General features: G+C 66.8%; 19 protein-coding genes and 1 pseudogene. 10 read left to right on the top strand and 10 right to left on the bottom strand.

Annotated elements, in window-relative coordinates; all coding sequences use genetic code 11:
• Window positions 1-46: 46 nt before the first annotated feature.
• The 7 genes from AC5Y5O_RS02790 to secY all read right to left on the bottom strand — a co-directional run bounded on the left by AC5Y5O_RS02790 (window position 47) and on the right by secY (window position 6,171).
• Window positions 47-1,078, bottom strand: a complete 1,032-nt coding sequence (locus AC5Y5O_RS02790; protein ID WP_500023614.1) for a pyridoxal phosphate-dependent aminotransferase — start codon at window positions 1,076-1,078, stop codon at window positions 47-49.
• Window positions 1,078-1,989 (bottom strand): thiamine pyrophosphate-binding protein, encoded by a 912-nt coding sequence (locus AC5Y5O_RS02785; RefSeq protein ID WP_500023612.1) that lies wholly within the window; start codon window positions 1,987-1,989, stop codon window positions 1,078-1,080. The genes AC5Y5O_RS02790 and AC5Y5O_RS02785 overlap by 1 nt, the downstream gene beginning before the upstream one ends.
• Before the next feature lie 73 nt (window positions 1,990-2,062).
• Window positions 2,063-2,833 carry a zf-HC2 domain-containing protein gene (locus AC5Y5O_RS02780; protein WP_500023610.1) on the bottom strand — a complete coding sequence of 257 codons (771 nt, stop codon included), beginning with the start codon at window positions 2,831-2,833 and terminating at the stop codon, window positions 2,063-2,065.
• Window positions 2,834-2,903: 70 nt separating this feature from the next.
• Entirely contained in the window at window positions 2,904-3,449 is a 546-nt protein-coding gene (locus tag AC5Y5O_RS02775) for a sigma-70 family RNA polymerase sigma factor (protein WP_096284847.1), read from the bottom strand.
• Window positions 3,450-3,500: 51 nt separating this feature from the next.
• Window positions 3,501-4,301 (bottom strand): type I methionyl aminopeptidase, encoded by an 801-nt coding sequence (gene map / locus AC5Y5O_RS02770; RefSeq protein ID WP_500023608.1) that lies wholly within the window; start codon window positions 4,299-4,301, stop codon window positions 3,501-3,503.
• Window positions 4,302-4,303: 2 nt separating this feature from the next.
• Window positions 4,304-4,849, bottom strand: a complete 546-nt coding sequence (locus AC5Y5O_RS02765) for an adenylate kinase (protein WP_096284843.1) — start codon at window positions 4,847-4,849, stop codon at window positions 4,304-4,306.
• Window positions 4,846-6,171 (bottom strand): preprotein translocase subunit SecY, encoded by a 1,326-nt coding sequence (gene secY, locus AC5Y5O_RS02760; protein WP_096284841.1) that lies wholly within the window; start codon window positions 6,169-6,171, stop codon window positions 4,846-4,848. The genes AC5Y5O_RS02765 and secY overlap by 4 nt, the downstream gene beginning before the upstream one ends.
• Window positions 6,172-6,428: 257 nt before the next feature.
• Between secY and AC5Y5O_RS02755 the strand changes: the two are divergent.
• The 3 genes and pseudogenes from AC5Y5O_RS02755 (at window position 6,429) to AC5Y5O_RS02745 (ending at window position 9,205) form a co-directional block, all read left to right on the top strand.
• Window positions 6,429-7,339 (top strand): annotated as a pseudogene (locus tag AC5Y5O_RS02755) (class I SAM-dependent methyltransferase).
• A gap of 10 nt (window positions 7,340-7,349) precedes the next feature.
• Entirely contained in the window at window positions 7,350-8,273 is a 924-nt protein-coding gene (locus AC5Y5O_RS02750) for a class I SAM-dependent methyltransferase (protein WP_500023606.1), read from the top strand.
• A gap of 2 nt (window positions 8,274-8,275) precedes the next feature.
• The gene (locus tag AC5Y5O_RS02745; protein WP_500023604.1) at window positions 8,276-9,205 is read left to right on the top strand and encodes a class I SAM-dependent methyltransferase; all 930 of its coding nucleotides are present in this window, start codon (window positions 8,276-8,278) and stop codon (window positions 9,203-9,205) included.
• 3 nt (window positions 9,206-9,208) lie between these two features.
• On the opposite strand, the gene AC5Y5O_RS02740 is transcribed toward AC5Y5O_RS02745, so the two are convergent.
• Window positions 9,209-9,874, bottom strand: a complete 666-nt coding sequence (locus AC5Y5O_RS02740; protein WP_096284833.1) for a GNAT family N-acetyltransferase — start codon at window positions 9,872-9,874, stop codon at window positions 9,209-9,211.
• Window positions 9,875-9,908: 34 nt separating this feature from the next.
• Window positions 9,909-11,282 carry a xylulokinase gene (locus tag AC5Y5O_RS02735; protein WP_096290879.1) on the bottom strand — a complete coding sequence of 458 codons (1,374 nt, stop codon included), beginning with the start codon at window positions 11,280-11,282 and terminating at the stop codon, window positions 9,909-9,911.
• A 30-nt stretch (window positions 11,283-11,312) separates the two neighbouring features.
• Here AC5Y5O_RS02735 and AC5Y5O_RS02730 point away from each other — a divergent pair, with 30 nt between their 5' ends.
• Genes AC5Y5O_RS02730 through AC5Y5O_RS02715 form a run of 4 tightly spaced genes read left to right on the top strand, consistent with a single transcriptional unit; the run spans window position 11,313 to window position 14,888 of the window.
• Window positions 11,313-12,293 (top strand): NAD(P)-dependent oxidoreductase, encoded by a 981-nt coding sequence (locus AC5Y5O_RS02730; RefSeq protein ID WP_500023601.1) that lies wholly within the window; start codon window positions 11,313-11,315, stop codon window positions 12,291-12,293.
• Window positions 12,290-12,946, top strand: coding sequence for an L-fuculose-phosphate aldolase (locus AC5Y5O_RS02725; RefSeq protein ID WP_500023599.1), 657 nt, complete (start codon window positions 12,290-12,292; stop codon window positions 12,944-12,946). The genes AC5Y5O_RS02730 and AC5Y5O_RS02725 overlap by 4 nt, the downstream gene beginning before the upstream one ends.
• Window positions 12,943-13,860, top strand: a complete 918-nt coding sequence (locus AC5Y5O_RS02720) for an MBL fold metallo-hydrolase (protein ID WP_500023597.1) — start codon at window positions 12,943-12,945, stop codon at window positions 13,858-13,860. The genes AC5Y5O_RS02725 and AC5Y5O_RS02720 overlap by 4 nt, the downstream gene beginning before the upstream one ends.
• The gene (locus AC5Y5O_RS02715) at window positions 13,857-14,888 is read left to right on the top strand and encodes an NAD(P)H-dependent amine dehydrogenase family protein (RefSeq protein WP_500023595.1); all 1,032 of its coding nucleotides are present in this window, start codon (window positions 13,857-13,859) and stop codon (window positions 14,886-14,888) included. The genes AC5Y5O_RS02720 and AC5Y5O_RS02715 overlap by 4 nt, the downstream gene beginning before the upstream one ends.
• Here the strand turns inward: AC5Y5O_RS02715 and AC5Y5O_RS02710 are convergent.
• On the bottom strand, window positions 14,885-15,736 hold the full coding sequence (locus AC5Y5O_RS02710) for a helix-turn-helix transcriptional regulator (RefSeq protein ID WP_096284823.1): 852 nt from the start codon (window positions 15,734-15,736) through the stop codon (window positions 14,885-14,887). The genes AC5Y5O_RS02715 and AC5Y5O_RS02710 overlap by 4 nt on opposite strands.
• Window positions 15,737-15,811: 75 nt before the next feature.
• Between AC5Y5O_RS02710 and AC5Y5O_RS02705 the strand changes: the two genes are divergently transcribed.
• The 3 genes from AC5Y5O_RS02705 (at window position 15,812) to AC5Y5O_RS02695 (ending at window position 18,470) form a co-directional block, all read left to right on the top strand.
• Window positions 15,812-16,456, top strand: a complete 645-nt coding sequence (locus tag AC5Y5O_RS02705; protein WP_423790855.1) for a class I SAM-dependent methyltransferase — start codon at window positions 15,812-15,814, stop codon at window positions 16,454-16,456.
• Between the two features lie 139 nt (window positions 16,457-16,595).
• Window positions 16,596-17,555, top strand: coding sequence for a class I SAM-dependent methyltransferase (locus AC5Y5O_RS02700; protein ID WP_500023592.1), 960 nt, complete (start codon window positions 16,596-16,598; stop codon window positions 17,553-17,555).
• Window positions 17,556-18,470 carry a class I SAM-dependent methyltransferase gene (locus AC5Y5O_RS02695; RefSeq protein WP_096284817.1) on the top strand — a complete coding sequence of 305 codons (915 nt, stop codon included), beginning with the start codon at window positions 17,556-17,558 and terminating at the stop codon, window positions 18,468-18,470.
• Window positions 18,471-18,475: the final 5 nt, after the last annotated feature.

The following is an 18,475-nucleotide window of genomic DNA, read 5'->3' as shown; positions in this document are numbered from 1 at the left end:
CGCACTCGCGGCAAAAGCGGGTCAACTGGCCCGATCCAGCGCGCGCCTATTTCCCGACCGCGGCCAGCACCGCGAGCGTGGATTCGCGGCTGCCCACGGTAATCCGCGCGCCACCGTCGGGATAGCAGCGCACCCGCAGCCCGCTGTCGGCGAACACCTCACTCCACGGCCGCCCGGTCTTCGACGGCAGATACATGAAATTCGCGTGGGCGTTGGTCGTGTATATCCCCAGCGCGGACAGCCGCATCCGCAGATACCGTCGCTCACAGGTGATCATCCGGATCCGTTGCAGCAGTTCGTCTTCAGCGTTGTAGGACGCCGCGACCGCCGGCAGGCTGGTCATCGCGATGCCGAACGGCAGCTGGTGTGACCACATCGTCGCCGCCAACTCGGGCGCGGCCACCCCATAGCCGATCCGCAGCCCGGCCAGCCCGTACGCCTTGGAAAACGTCCGTACCACCACCACATTGGGGAATCGACGCGCCAACGCCGACACCTCGACCCGGTGTTCGGGTGCGGCGAACTCGATGTACGCCTCGTCGAGCAGCACAATGGTGTCGCGATGCACCCGGCGCAGGAAGCGGAACAGGTGCGACGTCGGCTCCAGCGTGCCGGTGGGGTTGTGCGGCCGGCACACCACCACAACGCGGGCCCTCGCGGCCGCGTCGGCCAGCCGGTCCAGATCGTTGTGGCCGCCCTTGTTCAGCGGCACCGTCACCGGGTTCAGCCGCGCCATCTGCGCGATGATCGGGTAGCCGTCGAAGGTGGGAGCCGACATGACCATCGTGTCACCCGGAACGGTCAATGCCTGCAAAGCCTGCAGCACCACCCCCGTCGCCCCAGCGCCCAGCACCACCTGCTCCGAACCGACCCCGATGCGATTGGCGATCAGGTTGCGCAGCCGCTCGGGCAGGAACTCCGGATACCGGTTGGCCGCGTCGATGGATTTGACCAACACCGATCGCACCGCGGGAAGCGGCGGGAACGGATTTTCGTTGAGCGACAACGCCAGTGGATCGACGGCATGCGGAACCGCGTCATCGACCTCCACGGTGGCAGAGCTGACAAGTGGTTGCATCAGGCTCGTCCGCCCCAGCGCACCGCCGCCGCACCGGCGAAGTCGCCGGCCTGCCACCACTTACGCTGCGGGTCGAAGGAAAGGGTCATATCTCCCGCGTATTCGCCGAAGGTGCGGCATTCGACATCGAGAATCGGCGACTCGTCACCCACTCTGACGAGTCCGACCGCCGCCCCGTCACCGGGCACGGCCGACTGAGCCTTGCGGCGAATCGTCGGCTGATCGAAGAACTGACCGGCCGCGTTCTGCGCGATCGCGATCAGCGCGGTGTGCCCTTCACCGGAGGACAACAGTTTGCGGGCCACGTTGAGCGCCAACACAAACCCGAAGACCTGATCGATCGGCCGCGGTTCGAAAGCAGCGGGGCCCGATCGGTCGGCGTAGACGAATGCTTGCTGAATGTCCTTGGGCAGCAACAACACTGCAGGACCACCGGTGCGCGCCGCCGCGATGGCCCGGGACAGCGCCGCAGCGATGTCGGCCGGCCGCAACACCCGCTCGCAGGACACCGACACTGCGGAGAATACCGCTTCGGCGTTCAGGGATCCATTGTTGCCGCTGGTGTCCTGGAAGCTGCCGCGGCCATCCATGGTCGTCGGGGTCTGCCCGACCAAAGCCAACACCGGGACCCGGCTCGCAAGCGACTCCCCAAGTCCTGCAACAAGATTCAGCGCACCGCCGCCCGAAGTAGCGGCCACCACACCGAGCCCGGCGCCGCTGCGGCTGTAACCGTCGGCCATCGTGGCGGCGGAAAACTCGTGCTTGGCCAGGACCGCGGTGACCTCGGAGCGGAAATGTGCCGCGTCGTAAAGGTCTTCGATGTTGGCGCCATCCACTCCGAAGATGTGGTCGACACCGATTGACGCGAGGCATTCGACGATGTGGTCAACAACCCGGTGCTTCCGAGGCATCTGCTCACCTAAGTTCGATTGAGACGATGCCTAAGGCACGAGTCAGGTGAGCCGCCGGTTCACCTGAGAAGGTTTACAGCGAACGCTGCAACAAAACCTGACCACTGTCGGCGGCGACCACCTGCACGGCGGCGATCTGCTCGATCGGTGTCGAGATGCTCGCGGCGGGCGTCGCGGTGTGCCCGGGTTCGGCCACCCAGGTCGCCAGCCGGGTTTGGCTGCCGTCGCGACCGACCACAACCATCGCCAACGTGTCGTGGTGCGCATACGGCGGTGCCAGGCAGACGCACTTCAAGTTGATGGAGGTCCCCCAGTGCTGGCTGGAGATCTGCACCGTCGACGCCAGCAAGTTGGTACCCACCTGCGCCATCTCCGAGGAAGCGGCCACCGGCTGCGGCGGGGTCGCCGACGGGCTATGACCTTGAATGCCGACAAATACGCCGACCGCCAATACCGCGGCCGCGGCGGACGATGCCACCCAGGTGATCGCCCGCGTCCGGCGGCGGCGCCAGGCCACCTTCGCCAGCAACGACGGCAAGAGCTCGGGTGAGGGCTCCGGCGTCGCCGGTGGGAGATCGCCGGACTCCGCGATCGCCGCAACTTCTTCGCGATCGAGTTGCGAAAGCAGGGCCGGCACTCCACTGAGTTCGGCGACGGCGTCCCGGCAAGCCGGGCACTGCAGCATGTGCCCTTCGAATTCGCGGCGGTCGACGGACGACAGCGACCCCAGCACGTATGCGGCATCCCACATCGCGTAGCGGTGATTGTCACCCATGATCAGACCAAAGACCTCGTTGTCGCCGGGCGGGCCTACCCCCGGAATCGGCGTCTTCATTTCATCCATCTCCTGTCACCCTTCAAGCATTCGGAGCCGACGATCACACGGATTGGTGCCCCGAGAAGGCATCGCGCTGTCATCGAGTAACTCCGAGTTCCTGCAGAGTGAGCCGCAAAGCCCGCACGGCATAGTGTAGTCGCGACTTCACGGTTCCTTCGGCGATGTCAAGGTCTGCAGCAATCTGCGCGGTGGTCCATCCGCGGTAGTACGAGCGCTCGATAACGGCGCGGTGTTCCGCTGACAGTTGCGTCATCGCGTCGGCGATCAGCAGCCGGTCCAGCGCCGCGTTGACCTCGTCGGGCGTGGCCTGCTCGGGCGCTCCGTCTTCGTCGAGCGACCCGACCACATTGCGATACCGGGCGCTGCGGCGATCGTCGATGATCATGTTGCGGGCAACGGTGAACAACCAGGCACGCGCCGACCGCTCGGTGTCACCGACGACTTCCGGATGCTGCCAGGCCCTCAGCAGCGTTTCCTGAACCACGTCCTCGGCGTGGGCGGCATCGCCGGTCAGCCGCAGCGCATAGCGCCACAAGACCGCCGCGTGCTCGTCGTAGAGCGCCGTCATCAACGCAGCTTCTGCCACCCCCGAAGCCCGCCAAGTACCAGCGCCTCGAGCCACTCGATCACCTCCTGCCCATTGAAACGAGTGCAACAGGCGTTTAGTTCGAGATCAGCTCAACGTGAGAATGCGGGGCCCGTCCTCGGTGACCGCCACGGTGTGCTCCCAGTGCGCCGCCCGTGAGCCATCGGTCGTGGTGACCGTCCAGTCGTCGTCGAGCACCCGCGTCTTACCTGTGCCCAGCGTCAACATCGGCTCGATGGCCAGCACCGAACCGGAGGCCAGCAGCGGTCCGCGGCCCGGTACTCCCTCGTTGGGCAGGAACGGGTCCATGTGCATCTGCCGGCCGATGCCGTGGCCGCCGTAGCCCTCGACGATGCCGAACGCACGGCGGTGGCGAACCTCGGCCGCCCGCGTTCCCATTTCGATGGCGTGGGCGACGTCGGTCAACCGGTTGCCCGGGATCATCGCCGCGATGCCGGCTTCCAGCGACTCCCGGGTCGCCGCGGAAAGGGCCTCGTCGTTGGGATCGAGTGCCCCGATCCCGAACGTGATCGCGGCATCGCCGTGCCAGCCGTTCAGGACCGCACCGCAGTCGATGGAGACCAGGTCACCGTAGGCGAGGACTTCCGCGGCGGAGGGGATGCCGTGCACCACCCGGTCGTTGACCGACGCGCAGATCGACGCCGGGTAACCGTGATAGCCCAGGAACGACGGCGTCGCCCCGGCTTCCCGGATCACCGACTCGGCGATTCCGTCCAGGCTCAGCGTGGATACCCCGGCAACCGCGGCCGCGTGCACCGCCTGCAGGGCGTTGGCCACCACGGCGCCGGCCGCGGCCATCGCGTCGAGTTCGCCGGCGCTGCGCTGCGGCACTACCTTGCTTCTGCGCAGCCGCGCCAGCGCGCGCATCACTACTTGCCCAGCGCTCGCAGCGCGCGCGCGAATACCTCGTCCAACGATCCGATGGCGTCGATCGTCTTGAGTTCGTCGCGGTAGTACTCCAGCAGCGGCGCGGTCTCGTCGTTGTACACCTTGAACCGGTTGATGATGACGTCCTCGGTGTCGTCGGCGCGGCCGCGGCCCTTGAGGCGCTCCAGCAACTCGTCCTCGGACACCCGGAATTCCAGCACCGCGTCGATGTCGGTGCCGCGGCGTTCCAGCATTTCGTGCAGCGCTTTGGCCTGCTCGATCGAGCGGGGATAGCCGTCCAGGATGAAGCCGTTGGCGGTGTCAGGGTCGTTCAGCCGGTCGTCGACGAGCTGGTTGGTCAGGTCGGAGGGGACCAAGTCGCCCGCGTCCAGGTAGCGCTTGGCCTCCAGGCCGAGCTTGGTGCCCTGCCCGATGTTGCTCCGGAACAGGTCCCCGGTGGAGATCTGCGGAATGCCGAGCTTTTCGCTGAGTTTCTCCGACTGTGTGCCCTTACCCGCCCCCGGTGGCCCCAGCAAAACGACTCTCACTTGAGGAACCCTTCGTAGTTGCGCTGCATCAGCTGACTCTCGATCTGTTTGACGGTATCCAACCCGACGCCAATCATGATCAGAACCGCCGTACCGCCGAATGGCAGATTCTGCACCGTCCCGGCATTCCCGATCTGCAGGAACAGGTTGGGCAGCACCGCGATCGCACCGAGGTAGATCGAGCCCGGGAGCGTGATCCGGCTCAGCACGAAACGCAGGTAGTCGGCGGTGGGCTTGCCCGGCCGGATGCCGGGGATGAAGCCGCCGAACTTCTTCATTTCGTCAGCGCGCTCGTCGGGATTGAAGGTGATCGACACGTAGAAGTACGTGAAGAAGATGATCAGCCCGAAGTAGATGCCGATGTAGACCGGATCGCTCGGGTCCGACAGGTAGGTGCCGACGAACTTGTCCCACCAGCTGTTGCCCACACCTCCGCTGCCGCTGCGGATCAACTGGGTGATCAGGTGCGGGATGTAGATCAGCGACGAGGCGAAGATGACGGGGATAACACCGGCCTGGTTGACCTTGAGCGGCAGATACGTCGAGGTGCCGCCGTACATGCGCCGGCCCACCATGCGCTTGGCGTACTGCACCGGAATCCGGCGCTGGCCCTGCTCGACGAAGACCACGCCGACGATGATCAGCAGCGCGGCGAGCAGCACGGCGGTGAAGATCATCCCGCCGCGGCTGTCCAGGATCGTCTTGCCCTCGGACGGAATGCGGGCGGCGATGCCGACGAAGATCAGCAGCGACATGCCGTTGCCGACGCCACGCTCGGTGATCAGCTCACCCATCCACATCACCAGCGCCGCACCGCTCGTCATGACGAGCACGATGACGACCAGGGTGAAGATACTTTGGTCGGCGATGATGTCCAGCGAGCAGCCCTGCAGCAGGCCGCCGTTGGCCGCCAGAGCCACGATGCTGGTGGCCTGCAGGATGGCCAGCGCGATCGCCAGATAACGCGTGTACTGCGTCATCTTGGCCTGGCCGGACTGGCCTTCCTTGCGTAATTCCTCGAACCGTGGAATGACCACGGTGAGCAGCTGCACGATGATGCTCGCGGTGATGTAGGGCATCACGCCCACCGCGAACACGGTGAGCTTGAGCAGCGCGCCGCCGGAGAACAGGTTGATCAGCGAATAAATCTGCCCAGCTTCGCCACCGCTGGCCTCTTTAATGCACTGCTGCACATTCGGGTAGTTGACGCCGGGCGACGGCAAAGCGGCGCCGAGGCGATACAGCACGACAATGCCAAGCGTGAAGAGGATCTTCCGTCTCAAGTCGACTGTTCGCAGCGACGAGATGAAAGCCGAAAGCACTTCTATCCTCCTGCGCGGCCGGGGGTATTCCTGCGTTTACGCGCGCTCAACACCCGCAGGCCAGGACGTACGGCGTCACGCGTCAAATCGTGTACGAGACTAACAGCTGGTCGGAGTAGATCCTTAAAAGGGCGTCATGGAGCCGCACCAAAAGGGCTCAAAAAATTCAGGAAGCGGACAGCAACCAGGCGTAGAGTTTTGAAAGCTCGTTGCATTTGCTAAGTATCAAAGCTGGCTGCGGAGGATCGAGGAGCACGATGACACGCACTGACCAAGACAGTTGGGATCTGGCCTCGAGCGTCGGCGCCACGGCCACGATGGTCGCCGCGGCCCGCGCGGTGGCCAGCAACGAGGACAACCCGATCATCAACGATCCATTCGCGGGACCGTTGGTGCGGGCGGTCGGGCTGGACTTCTTCACGCGGGTGGTCGACGGCAAGCTGACCACGGCCGAGACGCCCGAGGGCGGCCTGGGCGACCTGCAGGTCGAGACCGACTCGATCGCGGTGCGCACCCGCTTCTTCGACGATTTCTTTCGAGACGCCGCTCGTGACGGCATCCGCCAGGCGGTGATTCTGGCCGCCGGACTCGACGCGCGCGCCTATCGGCTGTCCTGGCCGGACGGCAGCGTCGTTTACGAGGTGGATCAGCCCCAGGTCATCGAGTTCAAGACCACCACAATGTCCAGCCTGGGCGCCCTACCGTCCGCGGAGCGACGCACCGTCAGCATCGACCTTCGCGACGACTGGCCAATGGCCTTGCGCAGCAGCGGGTTGACGTCACCCAGCCGACGTCGTGGAGTGCCGAGGGGTTACTGATGTATCTGCCCCCGGATGCCCAAGACCGGCTCTTCGACAACATCACCTCGCTGTCGGCACCCGGCAGCATGCTGGCCACCGAGTTCCATCCGCCCTCGGAGACGACGATGTCCGAGCGTGCGCAGGAGTTCAACCAGCGCTGGCTCAATCTGGGCTGCGACATCGACCTGTCGCAATTGTTCTTCGACGGCGACCGCAGCGACGTCGTCGAGTACCTGAGCGACCACGGCTGGCAGGTGAGCTCGCGGCCACGGCGCGAACTTTTCGCCGACTACGGCCGCGATTTCCATGACAGCGAGGCCCTGTCCCAACTGCGCAACATCGTCTCGGTTACCGCCACTCTCGGTTAGGAGCGCAGGCATGACGAGCACCGAGAGCAAGCGATTCGACGGAGACAGCTGGGATTTGGCGTCCAGCGTGGGAGCCACCGCCACCGCGGTGGCGGCCCGCCGGGCGATGGCATCCAAGGGCCCCGATCCGTTGATCGACGATCCCTTCGCCGAGCCGCTGGTCAATGCGGTCGGGGTGGACGCCTTCATCCGGATGATGAACGGCGAGGTCGAACTCTCCGAGGACGATCCGGCGTTCACTACGCAGCGGCTCAGCGAAGGCATGGCCGTGCGAACCCGGTACTTCGACACCTTCCTCCTCGATGCCGCCGAAGCGGGGGTGCGCCAGGCGGTGATTCTCGCGTCCGGGCTGGACACCCGCGGCTACCGGTTGCCGTGGCCGGACGGAACCGTGCTCTACGAGATCGACCAGCCGCAGGTGATCGAGTTCAAGACCCGCACCCTGGCCGGCCTCGGCGCGGCCCCGACCACCGAGCGCCGGACGGTGGCGGTGGATCTGCGCGACGACTGGCCGGCCGCGTTGCGCAGCAACGGATTCGACTCGACGCAGCCGACCGCCTGGATAGCCGAGGGCCTGCTCGGCTACCTGCCGCCGGACGCCCAGGATCGCCTGTTCGACAACATCACCGAGCTGTCTGCGCCCGGCAGCCGGATCGGTACCGGTTACGTCCCCGACATGCGTGACCGTGTCGAAAAGCGGGGTCGCGAGATGAGCGAACGGTGGCGCCGGATGGGCCTGAATCTGAACTGGTCCGAACTGGTTTACACCGGCGAGCGCAATGACGTATCGGCCTACCTCACCGAGCGGGGCTGGCAGACGACGGTGCGTAGCACTCCGGAGATGTACGCGCACAACGGTTTTGAGTTTCCCACCGAACCGTCCATGGTGGCGTTCGGCGACATCAGATACTTGTCCGCAACGCTGGGGGGTTGAGCGTGGCACGCACCGATCAAGACACCTGGGACCTGGCGTCGAGCGTGGGGGCGACCGCGACCTGGGTCGCCGCCTGCCGCGCTCTTGCCGGCAAGGGCCCGGACGCGCTGATCGACGACCCGTTCGCCGATCCGCTGGTGCGCGCGGTGGGTGCGGATTTCTTCATCCGAGTGCTCGACGGCGAAATCACCGATGAGACCGGCGGTCTGGACCCCGACGCGGACCCCGATGCAGAATTCAATCTGCGGCGAATGGTCAACATGATGGCCGTGCGCACTCGGTATTTCGACGACTTCTTCACCGACGCCACCGCCGCGGGTGTGCGCCAGGCGGTGATCCTGGCCGCGGGCCTGGACTCGCGTGCCTATCGGCTGGATTGGCCCGCGGGCACCGTCGTGTACGAGGTTGATCAACCGGCGGTCGTCGAGTTCAAGACCACCGCGCTGTCGAACCTGGGCGCCGAACCCACGGCCCAGCGCCGGACCGTTGCCGTCGACCTGCGCGACGACTGGCTAAACGCGTTGCGCCAAGCAGGTTTTGACGAGACAAAGCCCGCGGCGTGGAGCGCCGAGGGACTGCTGATGTACCTGCCGCCGGAGGCGCAGGATCGGTTGTTCGACGCGATCACCACGCTGAGCGCACCGGGCAGCCGGCTGGCAACCGAATACCACCGCGACGGCATGCCCCTGCTGGAGAAGCGTGCCAAGGCGATGGCCAAGCGCTGGGGACAATTCGGCTTCGACACCGACGTGTCCACGCTCGTCTATCACGGTGAACGCACCCCGGCCGCGGAATACCTCAGCGCTGCCGGCTGGCAGATAACGGCGCGCACCCGCGCCGATCAGTTCGCCAAGGCCGGGCTGCCCGTGCCGCCCGGCGAAGGACTCAAGGCGCTGGAGAACCACATTTCGGTGATTGCCACCTTGCCGTAGCGGCTACTCCGGTCTGGCCGCCGGCGCCCTAACCACCAATGGCACTGCGGGAAAGCACCACGCCAGCTCCGAGCGCGACTTGCGCAGGGCGGCGGTGCCGTAACCGTGCTTGCGGTGCTCGGGGTGAATCCAGATCCGCACGTTCACCTCGCCGGCGAGCAGCTCGCCGAACACCATTCCGACCTTCTCGCCGGAATCGATCGCGACGAACCAGGCGGCCTCTTCGTCGTCTACCCGCTTGAGGGCAGCACGGATCTCGTCGTCGATGTTCCCGGCGGGGACCCGAGAACCATCGCCGGCCTCGCCGATTTCCGCGGTGCGCGTTGCGAACAGGTCGCGGTCCTCGGCGGCGGAGAACGGCCGCAACTCCAGGCTCTCCCCCGAACTCGCCGGCCGCTCGCCGAGCGTGAAGCTCAGCTGCTTGTTCAGGTCTTCGAGTTCGGCGAGGATTTTGCGGCGCGAATCGATGGTGAGCTGCTCGAAGCACATGCCCATCACCGCTTCGGCGGCGGCGTGGGAGGTGTCGAGCAGTTTGACGATCCCCTCGACCGCGACTGCTTTGTTCTCCGACTCCACCACGACGTCGGCTATTTCATGCCGGCGTTCAAGAGCTTTCAGAAGGGCGTCTGCGATCTCTCTGCGGGCGGCTTTGCGGTCCTGGTCAGTCATTGCACCAGACTAGAACGCCAACCCGAGTATCGCGCTAGATCCTCGACTCTGGTCGGCGCGACGGGCACTCGCCCAGTGCCAGGAAACGCCGGTAGCGGTCCTGCACCGCGGCTGCCCAGGCGGGATCGGGGTCGACGATGCGCCCGGTGCAGGCCCAGCGGGCGGCATCGGCGATCGACGTTTCCAGCCCGGCCGCCATCCGGGCCAGGAAGGCCGCTCCCAGCGCCGCGCCCTCGGCCACCGCGGATACCTCCACCGGGCGGCCGGTGGCGTCGGCGATGGCCTGCATCCATGGCTGCAGCCGGGTGCCGCCGCCGGTGGCCACGATGCGCGACACCGGCGCTCCACTGAGTTCGATCAGCTGACGAACGACGAATCCCGACGCCTCGTAGGCGGCTCTGCGCAATGCGCCGGGGCCGTGGGTCAGGTCGATGCCGTCGAGCACGGCGCGGCGGTCCGGGTCGTGGAACGGCGTGCGTTCACCGCGAATGTAGGGCGACCACACTGGGATCCGGCGCGGATCGATCGTGGGGAAGGCGTCGGCGCGGTCGGCGGGTCCCAGGACGCGATCCACCCAGCCGAGAAACAGCCCGCCCGCGTTGCTGGCGCCGCCGATCTGGCTCTTGGGGGCCTTGGTGTGCGGAATGGTCCACAGCCCCGGCACCTGGCGGGCCTCGGGAATGGTGACCCACACGATCAGGGTGGTTCCGCACATCACCAGCACCTCGCCGTCGCGATCGGCGCCGGCCACCATCTGCTCGCACAGCGCGTCGACGGCACCCGTGCCGAGCACGGTTCGGGTCCCGGGTAGCTGCCCGGCCGCGGCGCCGATCGTCTCCACCCGCGGCAGCTGCGCCGGGGCGGCGCCGCGTTCGGCGCAGGCGGCCTGATTCCAGCCGGTGCCGTCGAACAGGGGGTACGAGGTGGCCGCGGTGGCGAAGTCGATGACCGCCTCGCCGGCCAGCGCGTGGTTGGCCACCGCCGGCGCCGGCCAGTACCCGGCCGCCCCGGGGGCTTCGGCGGCCGTCCAGCGCAGGAACTCGGCGGCTTCACCCAGCGCGGGAAGCGGCTGATCGCCGTCGACCCGGCCTCGCTCGTCGCCGTAGAGCAATCCCGGGGTAAACGGCCGGCCCGCGGCATCGACGGCGGTCAGCGAGGGAACCATCGCCGAAACGGCCACCGCGCGGGGCTCGGGCCCGGGAACCAACTGACGCACCTGATCGAGGGCGGCCACCGGGCCGCGCCGCCACGCCTCGTCGGCGTCGTGCTCGAGCCGGTTGGGCGCGGGCACCCGAACGTGATGGGGAATGCGCACCCGCGCCGTCACGCGGCCGTCGGCGTCGGCGGCGACCGCTTTGACCGCCGTTGTGCCGATGTCGATGCCGATTGTGACGCCGTTGCGTGACACGGGCGTCACCGTACGCCAGCATTGGCATTCGTGACATCAAGACCGCGCGCCCTGGTGACGGCCCCGCTGCGTGGTCCGGGGTTCGCCAAACTCCGCCGGCTGGCCGATGTGGTGTACGACCCCTGGATCGAGACGGCCCCGCTGCGGATCTACGGCCCCGAGCAGTTGGCCGAACGGATCACCGCCGAAGCCGCCGACGTCGTTGTGGTGGAGAGCGACTCGGTGCGTGGACCGGTGTTGGACCTGGGTCTGCGTGCGATCGCATCCACCCGCGGCGACCCCAACAACGTCGACATCGCCGGGGCCACCTCGGCAGGCATCCCGGTGCTGAATACGCCGGCCCGCAACGCCGATGCGGTCGCCGAGATCGCGGTAGCTCTGCTGTTGGCCGCCACCCGCCACGTGCTGACCGCTGACTCGGATGTGCGCAGCGGCAACACGTTTCGCGACGGCAGCATTCCCTATCAGCGCTTCCGGGGGTGGGAGATCGCGGGGCGCACCGCCGGGCTGGTGGGGCTTGGCGCCGTCGGCCGCGCGCTGCGGTGGCGGTTGACCGGGCTGGGCATGCGGGTCATCGCGCACGACCCGTATCACGACGAAGCCCGGCACAGCCTCGACGAACTGCTGAGCGAGGCCGACGTCATCTCGTTGCACGCACCGGTCACCGACGAGACCACCGGGATGATCGGCGCGAAGGAATTCGCCGCGATGCGCGACGGCGTGGTTTTCCTCAACACCGCCCGCGCGCAACTGCACGACACCGACGCGCTCGTGGACGCGCTGCGCAGTGGCAAGGTGGCCGCGGCGGGCCTGGACCATTTCGTGGGCGAGTTTCTGGCGACGGACCACCCGCTGGTCGGTATGCCCAATGTCGTGCTGACACCGCACATCGGCGGGGCCACCTGGGACACTGAGGCACGGCAGGCGCAGATGGTCGCCGACGATCTGGAAGCGTTGCTGTCCGGCAACACGCCCGCCCATATCGTCAACCCGGAGGTGCTGGGGTCATGATGTTCGTCGACAACCTGGAAACCGCGGTGCTGGACGCGGCCAAAGACATGCTGCGTCGCGGGCTCGTCGAGGGCACCGCCGGCAACATCTCGGCACGACGCCGCGACGGCAACATCGTGATCACCCCCTCGTCGGTCGACTATCGCGACATGGAGCTCGACGACTTGGTGCTCATCGACCCGCAAGGCGCCGTGCAGCACGCAAAGGACGGCCGGGCGCCATCGTCGGAAATGCAACTGCACCTGGCGGCCTATCACGCATACGACGACATCGGCAGCGTGATCCACAGTCATCCGGTGTGGGCGACCATGTTCGCGATCGCGCATGAGCCGATTCCGGCCTGCATCGACGAATTCGCGGTCTACGTCGGCGGCGACGTCCGGTGCGCCGACTACGCCGCGTCCGGAACCCCCGACGTCGGGGTCAACGCGGTCAAAGCCCTGGAAGGCCGCGGCGCCGCCCTGATCGCCAACCACGGCCTGGTCGCGGTGGGACCCCGCCCGGACAAGGCCCTGCACATCACCGCCCTCGTCGAGCGCACGGCTCAAATCGTTTGGGGTGCAAGGTCTCTCGGTGGTCCGGTGCCGATTCCCGAAGACGTGAACCGCAACTTCGCCGGTGTCTACGGCTACCTGCGCACCAACCCCCGATGAGCCGCGTGCGTCTCGGCCGCGCCTGCGTGGCGCGTATCGTGGAATTCCAGTTCGAGTTGGGGACAAAGTCTTTCGCGCACACCCCGCTTGACGGCTGGCACGACAACGCCGACCTGCTGGTGCCCGACTTCTTCGACCCCGGCACCGAGAAGTGGCGCATCGCGGTGCAAAGCTGGGTCGTCGAGGTCGACGGGCTGACCGTCGTCGTGGACACCGGCGTGGGCAACGACCGTCAGCGCCCGCACATGCCGCCGCTGGATCAGCTGAACACCGCGTTCCTCACCGCGTGGGAGTCAGCCGGCGTCGACCGCGCCGCGGTGGACGTGGTGATCAACACCCACATTCACTCCGACCACGTCGGGTGGAACACGATGCTCGACGGCGACGTGTGGGTCCCGACGTTCCCCAACGCCCGATACCTCGCGCCCGCAGCCGATTACCGTTACTTCGCCCCCGACGGGCCGGTGGCGCGGCGATCGCCGCGCACCGAGCAGGAGGCGACCCAGCAGCGCGGTGATCAGTTGGTGTTCGCCGACAGCGTGCTGCCCATCGACGAGGCCGGACAGCTCGTCTGCTGGTCGGACGACTACCAGATCAGCCCGTCACTGCGCCTGCGGCCGGCCGCGGGACACACCCCGGGCTCGTCGGTGCTGTGGCTGGATGCGGGAGTGCCCACGGTCTTCGTCGGCGACATCACGCACAGCCCGTTGCAGGTGCGCCGTCCGGCCGACCCCTGCGCGTTCGACGTCGACGCCGCGGCTGCCGCGGCGACCCGGCACCGGATCTTCACCGAGGCCGCGCAGGCACGCGCCACCGTGATCCCCGCGCACTATCCCGGCCACGGCGGCGCGTCGTTGCGCGCCGTCGACGACCGGTTCGAAGTCGACGAATGGTTGGAGATCGAAAGGCTATGACTTATCGGGTAGTTCAATGGTCGACTGGGAACATCGGCAAGCGAGCACTCGGTGCCCTGATCGATCGTGACGATTTCGAGGTCGTCGGCGTCCACGCGTTCGGGCCCGACAAAGTCGGTTGTGACGCGGGAGTTCTCGCCGAGCGTCCCCCGATCGATGTGTCCGCCACCGCGGATGTCGACGCGTTGATCGAGCTGGCACCGGATTGCGTGAACTACATGCCTCGCGTCATCGACTTCGAATTGGTGGACAGGCTGCTGCGCACCGGCATCAACGTGGTGACCACGGGAGACTTCCTGACCGGTTCGCACCACCCGGTCGAGCGGGCGGCGCTGCGGGAGGCGGCGCTTCATGGCGGCGCGACCTTTCTGGGAACGGGATTCGAGCCGGGGTTCATCAACGTCGTCGCTGGTTTCCTCACCGGCGCGTGCCGAAAAGTGGACAGCGTCAAGCTTGTTGAGACATTGGACTGCACCACCTATCCCGTGCAGGACGTATGGAAGGTGCTCGGATTCGGCAAGCCGCCGCGAGAGCCGGTGACGCACCTCGACCCGTCGGCACAACGCTACGGGCTCGGCTACTTCGAGACGCTCGACATGATCGCAACCATGCTCGGCGTCGAACTCGACTCCAAGGAAGCATTCGTCGAGCCCGCGGTGCTGACCCGGGATCTGGATCTGGGATGGGTTGAATACGCAGCCGGCACTGCCGGGGGCCAGCGCCGCACCTATCGCGGTCTGCGCAACGGCCGCCCGGTGATCGAGCTCGCGATTTGCTGGACGATGAGCAGCGACGCGCTGGATCCGCAATGGGAAGACCCCGAAGGTTTCAGCGCGGTGATCGACGGCGAACCGTATGTCGACGCGACGATCCGGTTCGGCCATCCGGGCCAAGATGCGATGACGGTGCTGATGGACAGCACCGCGATCGCGGCGGTCAACGCCATCCCCTTCCTCTGCGACGCGCCCCCTGGCATCATCACCCCAATTGATCTGCCGATCATGGGATCTCGCGGCGCAATGGCCTAGGCAGCGCGACGGCGCCAGTCCCGCGGCGGCATGCCGTGCTCCCGGGTGAACTGCCGGCTGAAGTAACCGGGATCGAATACCCCGACCCGCCGGGCGATCTCGGCGACCGGAAGATCCGTTTCCTCCAGCAAGGTGCGCGCTTGCGCCATCCGGCGTTCGATGATCCACTCACCCACGGTGCGTCCGGTGCGGCGGCGCACCACCGTGGTGAGATGCCCCGGCGTGATGCCGAGTTCGCCGGCCACGTCGCGCAGCGACAACGCCTCGCCCTTACGGCGGTCGAGCACCGCGAACACGTCGGCCAGCAGCGGTTCACCGCTGCGCTTGAGATCGGCCACCACATCACGGGCCAGCCGCGCGAGCTCGATCAGCAGTAGCGTCAAGTGCGCCAGGGCCGCCTGTCGATGGCCCTCCTGCCGGGCAGTGAGTTCGGCTTCGATCGATCGGATCGAGTTGTCCCACATGGGTCGTCGGTCCTGAGGTATCTCCAGGCGCAAAACCCCACCGGAAAATCCGTGCAGAAAGGGGAAGAGCAGCGGGTGCCCCCGCCAGGCCGGCCACGGCGAGCGGCCGTCCAATCCGAGCGCGGCGGGATCGAAGAACACCGCGACTCCGGCATCCAAGTCTTCCAGCTGCGCCGGGTCGAGCACCTCGCCGGCCGCGGCCACGTAGACCAGGCCCGCCGCGGGCACGTACCACAGCGCCGGGAAGTCGTGAATGTGACGGCCCCGCTCGCCGAGATCGCCCATGTGGCGGTGCAGCGACACCGGAGACATGTTCGGATCGGTGCGATATTGATAGATCGGGACACCGGCGCGGTGGCCGACCAGCCGGGGTGCCTGCGTCATGATTGCAAAATATAGTCCTATTTTTGGCGATGATCACCTAATTGCACAGTGGCCCAGCCGTCCACTATGGAGCACATGACTAAACATCATCCACATGACTACCTGCCTGCTACGGGTCACGCTGCTTTTCTGCCCGCGTACGACGTGATCGCCCGGGTCATGGGCCTCGACAGCGTCTATCGGCGGCTCATCACTCAAGCCGACATCGCCGACGGTCAGCGCGTCCTGGAGATAGGTTGCGGCACCGGCAATCTCGCGATTCGCGCCAAACGTGCCCAGCCTTCGGCCGACGTGACCGGGTGCGACCCGGACCCCCGAATGTTGGCGGTCGCGAGGCGCAAGGCCGCCCGACTGGCCGGCATTCGGTTCGAACAGGGTTATGCCGAGCGGCTTCCTTACGCCGACGGCGAATTCGACCGGGTCCTGTCGTCGATGATGCTGCACCACATCAACGACGATGCGAAGCCGGCAGCGGCAGCCGAAATATTTCGGGTGTTGCGTCCCGGCGGCAGGCTGCACCTGGTGGACATCGGCGGCGAGGAGACCAGCGGCGGCTGGCTGGCACGGCTTATCCGGCACAACCCGCACGCGGTCGGCAACCTCGGCGACGCGGTGCCCAGACTGCTGCGCGCGGCGGGATTCGACTGCACCGAAGTCGCCACCTCGCGGCAACGCATCGTCGGCCAACTCACCTACTACCAGGCCACCCGGCCCGCTTAGGCGCAAGACTGACCTGCGTCGCGTACGCCATTCGTCAAAGTCGCCCCGAATCGCGGGAAGCGTACAGTGGTGGAGCTTGTTATATCAGCTAAGTATTAGCGAAGGTAAGCTAAATACATCCTATTGAGGGGGCACCTGAATGACTTCTTCCACCAGATACGACGGCGACACCTGGGACCTGGCGTCCAGCGTCGGGGTCACGGCCACGATGGTCGCGGCCGCGCGCGCGATCGCGTCCCGCGCCGAACGCCCGCTGATCAACGACCCGTTCGCCGAACCACTGGTCAAGGCTGTCGGCGTTGATCTACTCTCCCGGCTGGCCAGTGGCGAACTGGACCCCGCCGAGCTGAACGACGTCCACGACGGCGCGGCGGGATCGGCCGGCGCGATGTCGCGGATGGCCGACAACATGGCCGTGCGCACCAAGTTCTTCGACGAATTCTTCACCGACGCCACGAAGGCCGGTATCAAGCAGGTTGTGATCCTGGCGTCCGGGCTCGACTCCCGCGCCTACCGGTTGGCATGGCCCGCCGGCACGGTGGTCTACGAGGTAGACCAGCCGCAGGTCATCGAATTCAAGACCAAGGCGCTGGCGAACCTGGGCGCCGCACCGACCGCCGATCGCCGGGTGGTGGCCATCGACCTGCGCGACGACTGGCCCACCGCGCTGCGCACCGCCGGCTTCGACCCGGCCCAGTCCGCGGCATGGAGCGCCGAAGGCCTGCTCGGCTATCTGCCGCCGGAGGCCCAGGACCGGCTGCTGGACACCATTACCGCGCTGAGCGCGCCGGGCAGCCGGCTGGCCACCGAGAGCGCGCCCAACCCGGAGCCCGGTGAAGAGGACAAGATGCGCGAGCGCATGCAGACCATCGCCGAACGGTGGCGTGCGCACGGGTTCGACCTGGACATGGCGGGTCTGGTCTACCTCGGCGACCGCAACGAGGCGGTCGACTACCTGGCCGAACGCGGCTGGCGCCTGCAGAGCAGCAGCATCCGGGAGTTGTTCGCGGACAACGGCTTCGAACCCCTTGTGGACGATGACATGCGGATGGGCGAGATGCTCTACACCAGCGGCACCCTGCAAAAGAAAGCGAAATAGATGAGCACTGACTCAGGACGTACCGAAGGCGACAGCTGGGACCTGGCCAGCAGCGTGGGAGCGACGGCCACCATGGTCGCCGCGTCCCGCGCCGTGGCTTCGCAGGGACCCGACGCGCTACTTGACGACCCCTACGCGGATCCGCTGGTGCGGGCCGTCGGGCTGGATGTCTTCGTCCGGGTGATCGACGGCAAGATCGATTTCGAAGACGACGCGCTGCTCAACCGCCAGGCGCGGATCCATCAGATGACGGTGCGCACCCGGTTCTTCGACGACTTCTTCACCAGCGCAACCGAAAACGGTGTGCGGCAGGCGGTGATCCTGGCGTCGGGTCTGGACACCAGGGCCTATCGGCTCGCGTGGCCGGCCGGCACGGTGGTCTACGAGATCGACCAGCCCCAGGTCATCGCGTTCAAGACCGACACACTGGCCGGTATCGGCGCCGAGCCGAGTGCGCAACGCCGTACCGTCGCGATCGACCTGCGCGACGACTGGCCCGCGGCGCTGCGGGCGGCCGGCTTCGACGTCACCCAGCCGACCGCCTGGAGTGCGGAAGGACTGCTGCCCTACCTGCCGCCGGAGGCCCAGGACCGGTTGTTCGACCACATCACCGCGCTGAGCGCGCCGGGCAGCCGGGTCGCCACCGAGCATGTGCCCGACCCCAACGCGTTCACCAACGAGCGCTTGCAGCAGATCAGCGACCGGTGGCGCAGCTTCGGGTTCAACCTGAACGCGGCCGACCTGTTCTACCAGGGCGAGCGCAGCGTCGTGGTGGACTATCTGAACACGCACGGCTGGCAGGTAGAGGCGCATTCGGCCAAGGAACTGTATGCCCGCAACGGGTTTGAGTTTCCCTCCGACGAGATGACGGCCGCCTTCGGCGACATGAGCTATGTGGACGCGACGCTGAAGTAGGGCTT

It is taken from the genome of Mycobacterium sp. NGS40 (assembly GCF_059812735.1).
The sequence above is the reverse complement of the archived record's forward strand: the minus strand, read 5'-3'. Positions and strand labels throughout refer to the sequence as shown.

What these genes read in the sequence shown, in the direction of transcription:
- AC5Y5O_RS02695 (WP_096284817.1), top strand. Translation starts at nt 17,556, where the DNA reads ATGAGCACTGACTCAGGACGTACCGAAGGCGACAGCTGGGACCTGGCC.
- map (WP_500023608.1), bottom strand. Translation starts at nt 4,301, where the DNA reads ATGCGCGCGCTGGCGCGGCTGCGCAGAAGCAAGGTAGTGCCGCAGCGC.
- AC5Y5O_RS02780 (WP_500023610.1), bottom strand. Translation starts at nt 2,833, where the DNA reads ATGGATGAAATGAAGACGCCGATTCCGGGGGTAGGCCCGCCCGGCGAC.
- AC5Y5O_RS02715 (WP_500023595.1), top strand. Translation starts at nt 13,857, where the DNA reads ATGACTTATCGGGTAGTTCAATGGTCGACTGGGAACATCGGCAAGCGA.
- AC5Y5O_RS02740 (WP_096284833.1), bottom strand. Translation starts at nt 9,874, where the DNA reads ATGACTGACCAGGACCGCAAAGCCGCCCGCAGAGAGATCGCAGACGCC.
- AC5Y5O_RS02725 (WP_500023599.1), top strand. Translation starts at nt 12,290, where the DNA reads ATGATGTTCGTCGACAACCTGGAAACCGCGGTGCTGGACGCGGCCAAA.
- AC5Y5O_RS02750 (WP_500023606.1), top strand. Translation starts at nt 7,350, where the DNA reads ATGACGAGCACCGAGAGCAAGCGATTCGACGGAGACAGCTGGGATTTG.
- AC5Y5O_RS02710 (WP_096284823.1), bottom strand. Translation starts at nt 15,736, where the DNA reads ATGACGCAGGCACCCCGGCTGGTCGGCCACCGCGCCGGTGTCCCGATC.
- AC5Y5O_RS02705 (WP_423790855.1), top strand. Translation starts at nt 15,812, where the DNA reads ATGACTAAACATCATCCACATGACTACCTGCCTGCTACGGGTCACGCT.
- AC5Y5O_RS02790 (WP_500023614.1), bottom strand. Translation starts at nt 1,078, where the DNA reads ATGCAACCACTTGTCAGCTCTGCCACCGTGGAGGTCGATGACGCGGTT.
- AC5Y5O_RS02785 (WP_500023612.1), bottom strand. Translation starts at nt 1,989, where the DNA reads ATGCCTCGGAAGCACCGGGTTGTTGACCACATCGTCGAATGCCTCGCG.
- AC5Y5O_RS02720 (WP_500023597.1), top strand. Translation starts at nt 12,943, where the DNA reads ATGAGCCGCGTGCGTCTCGGCCGCGCCTGCGTGGCGCGTATCGTGGAA.
- AC5Y5O_RS02700 (WP_500023592.1), top strand. Translation starts at nt 16,596, where the DNA reads ATGACTTCTTCCACCAGATACGACGGCGACACCTGGGACCTGGCGTCC.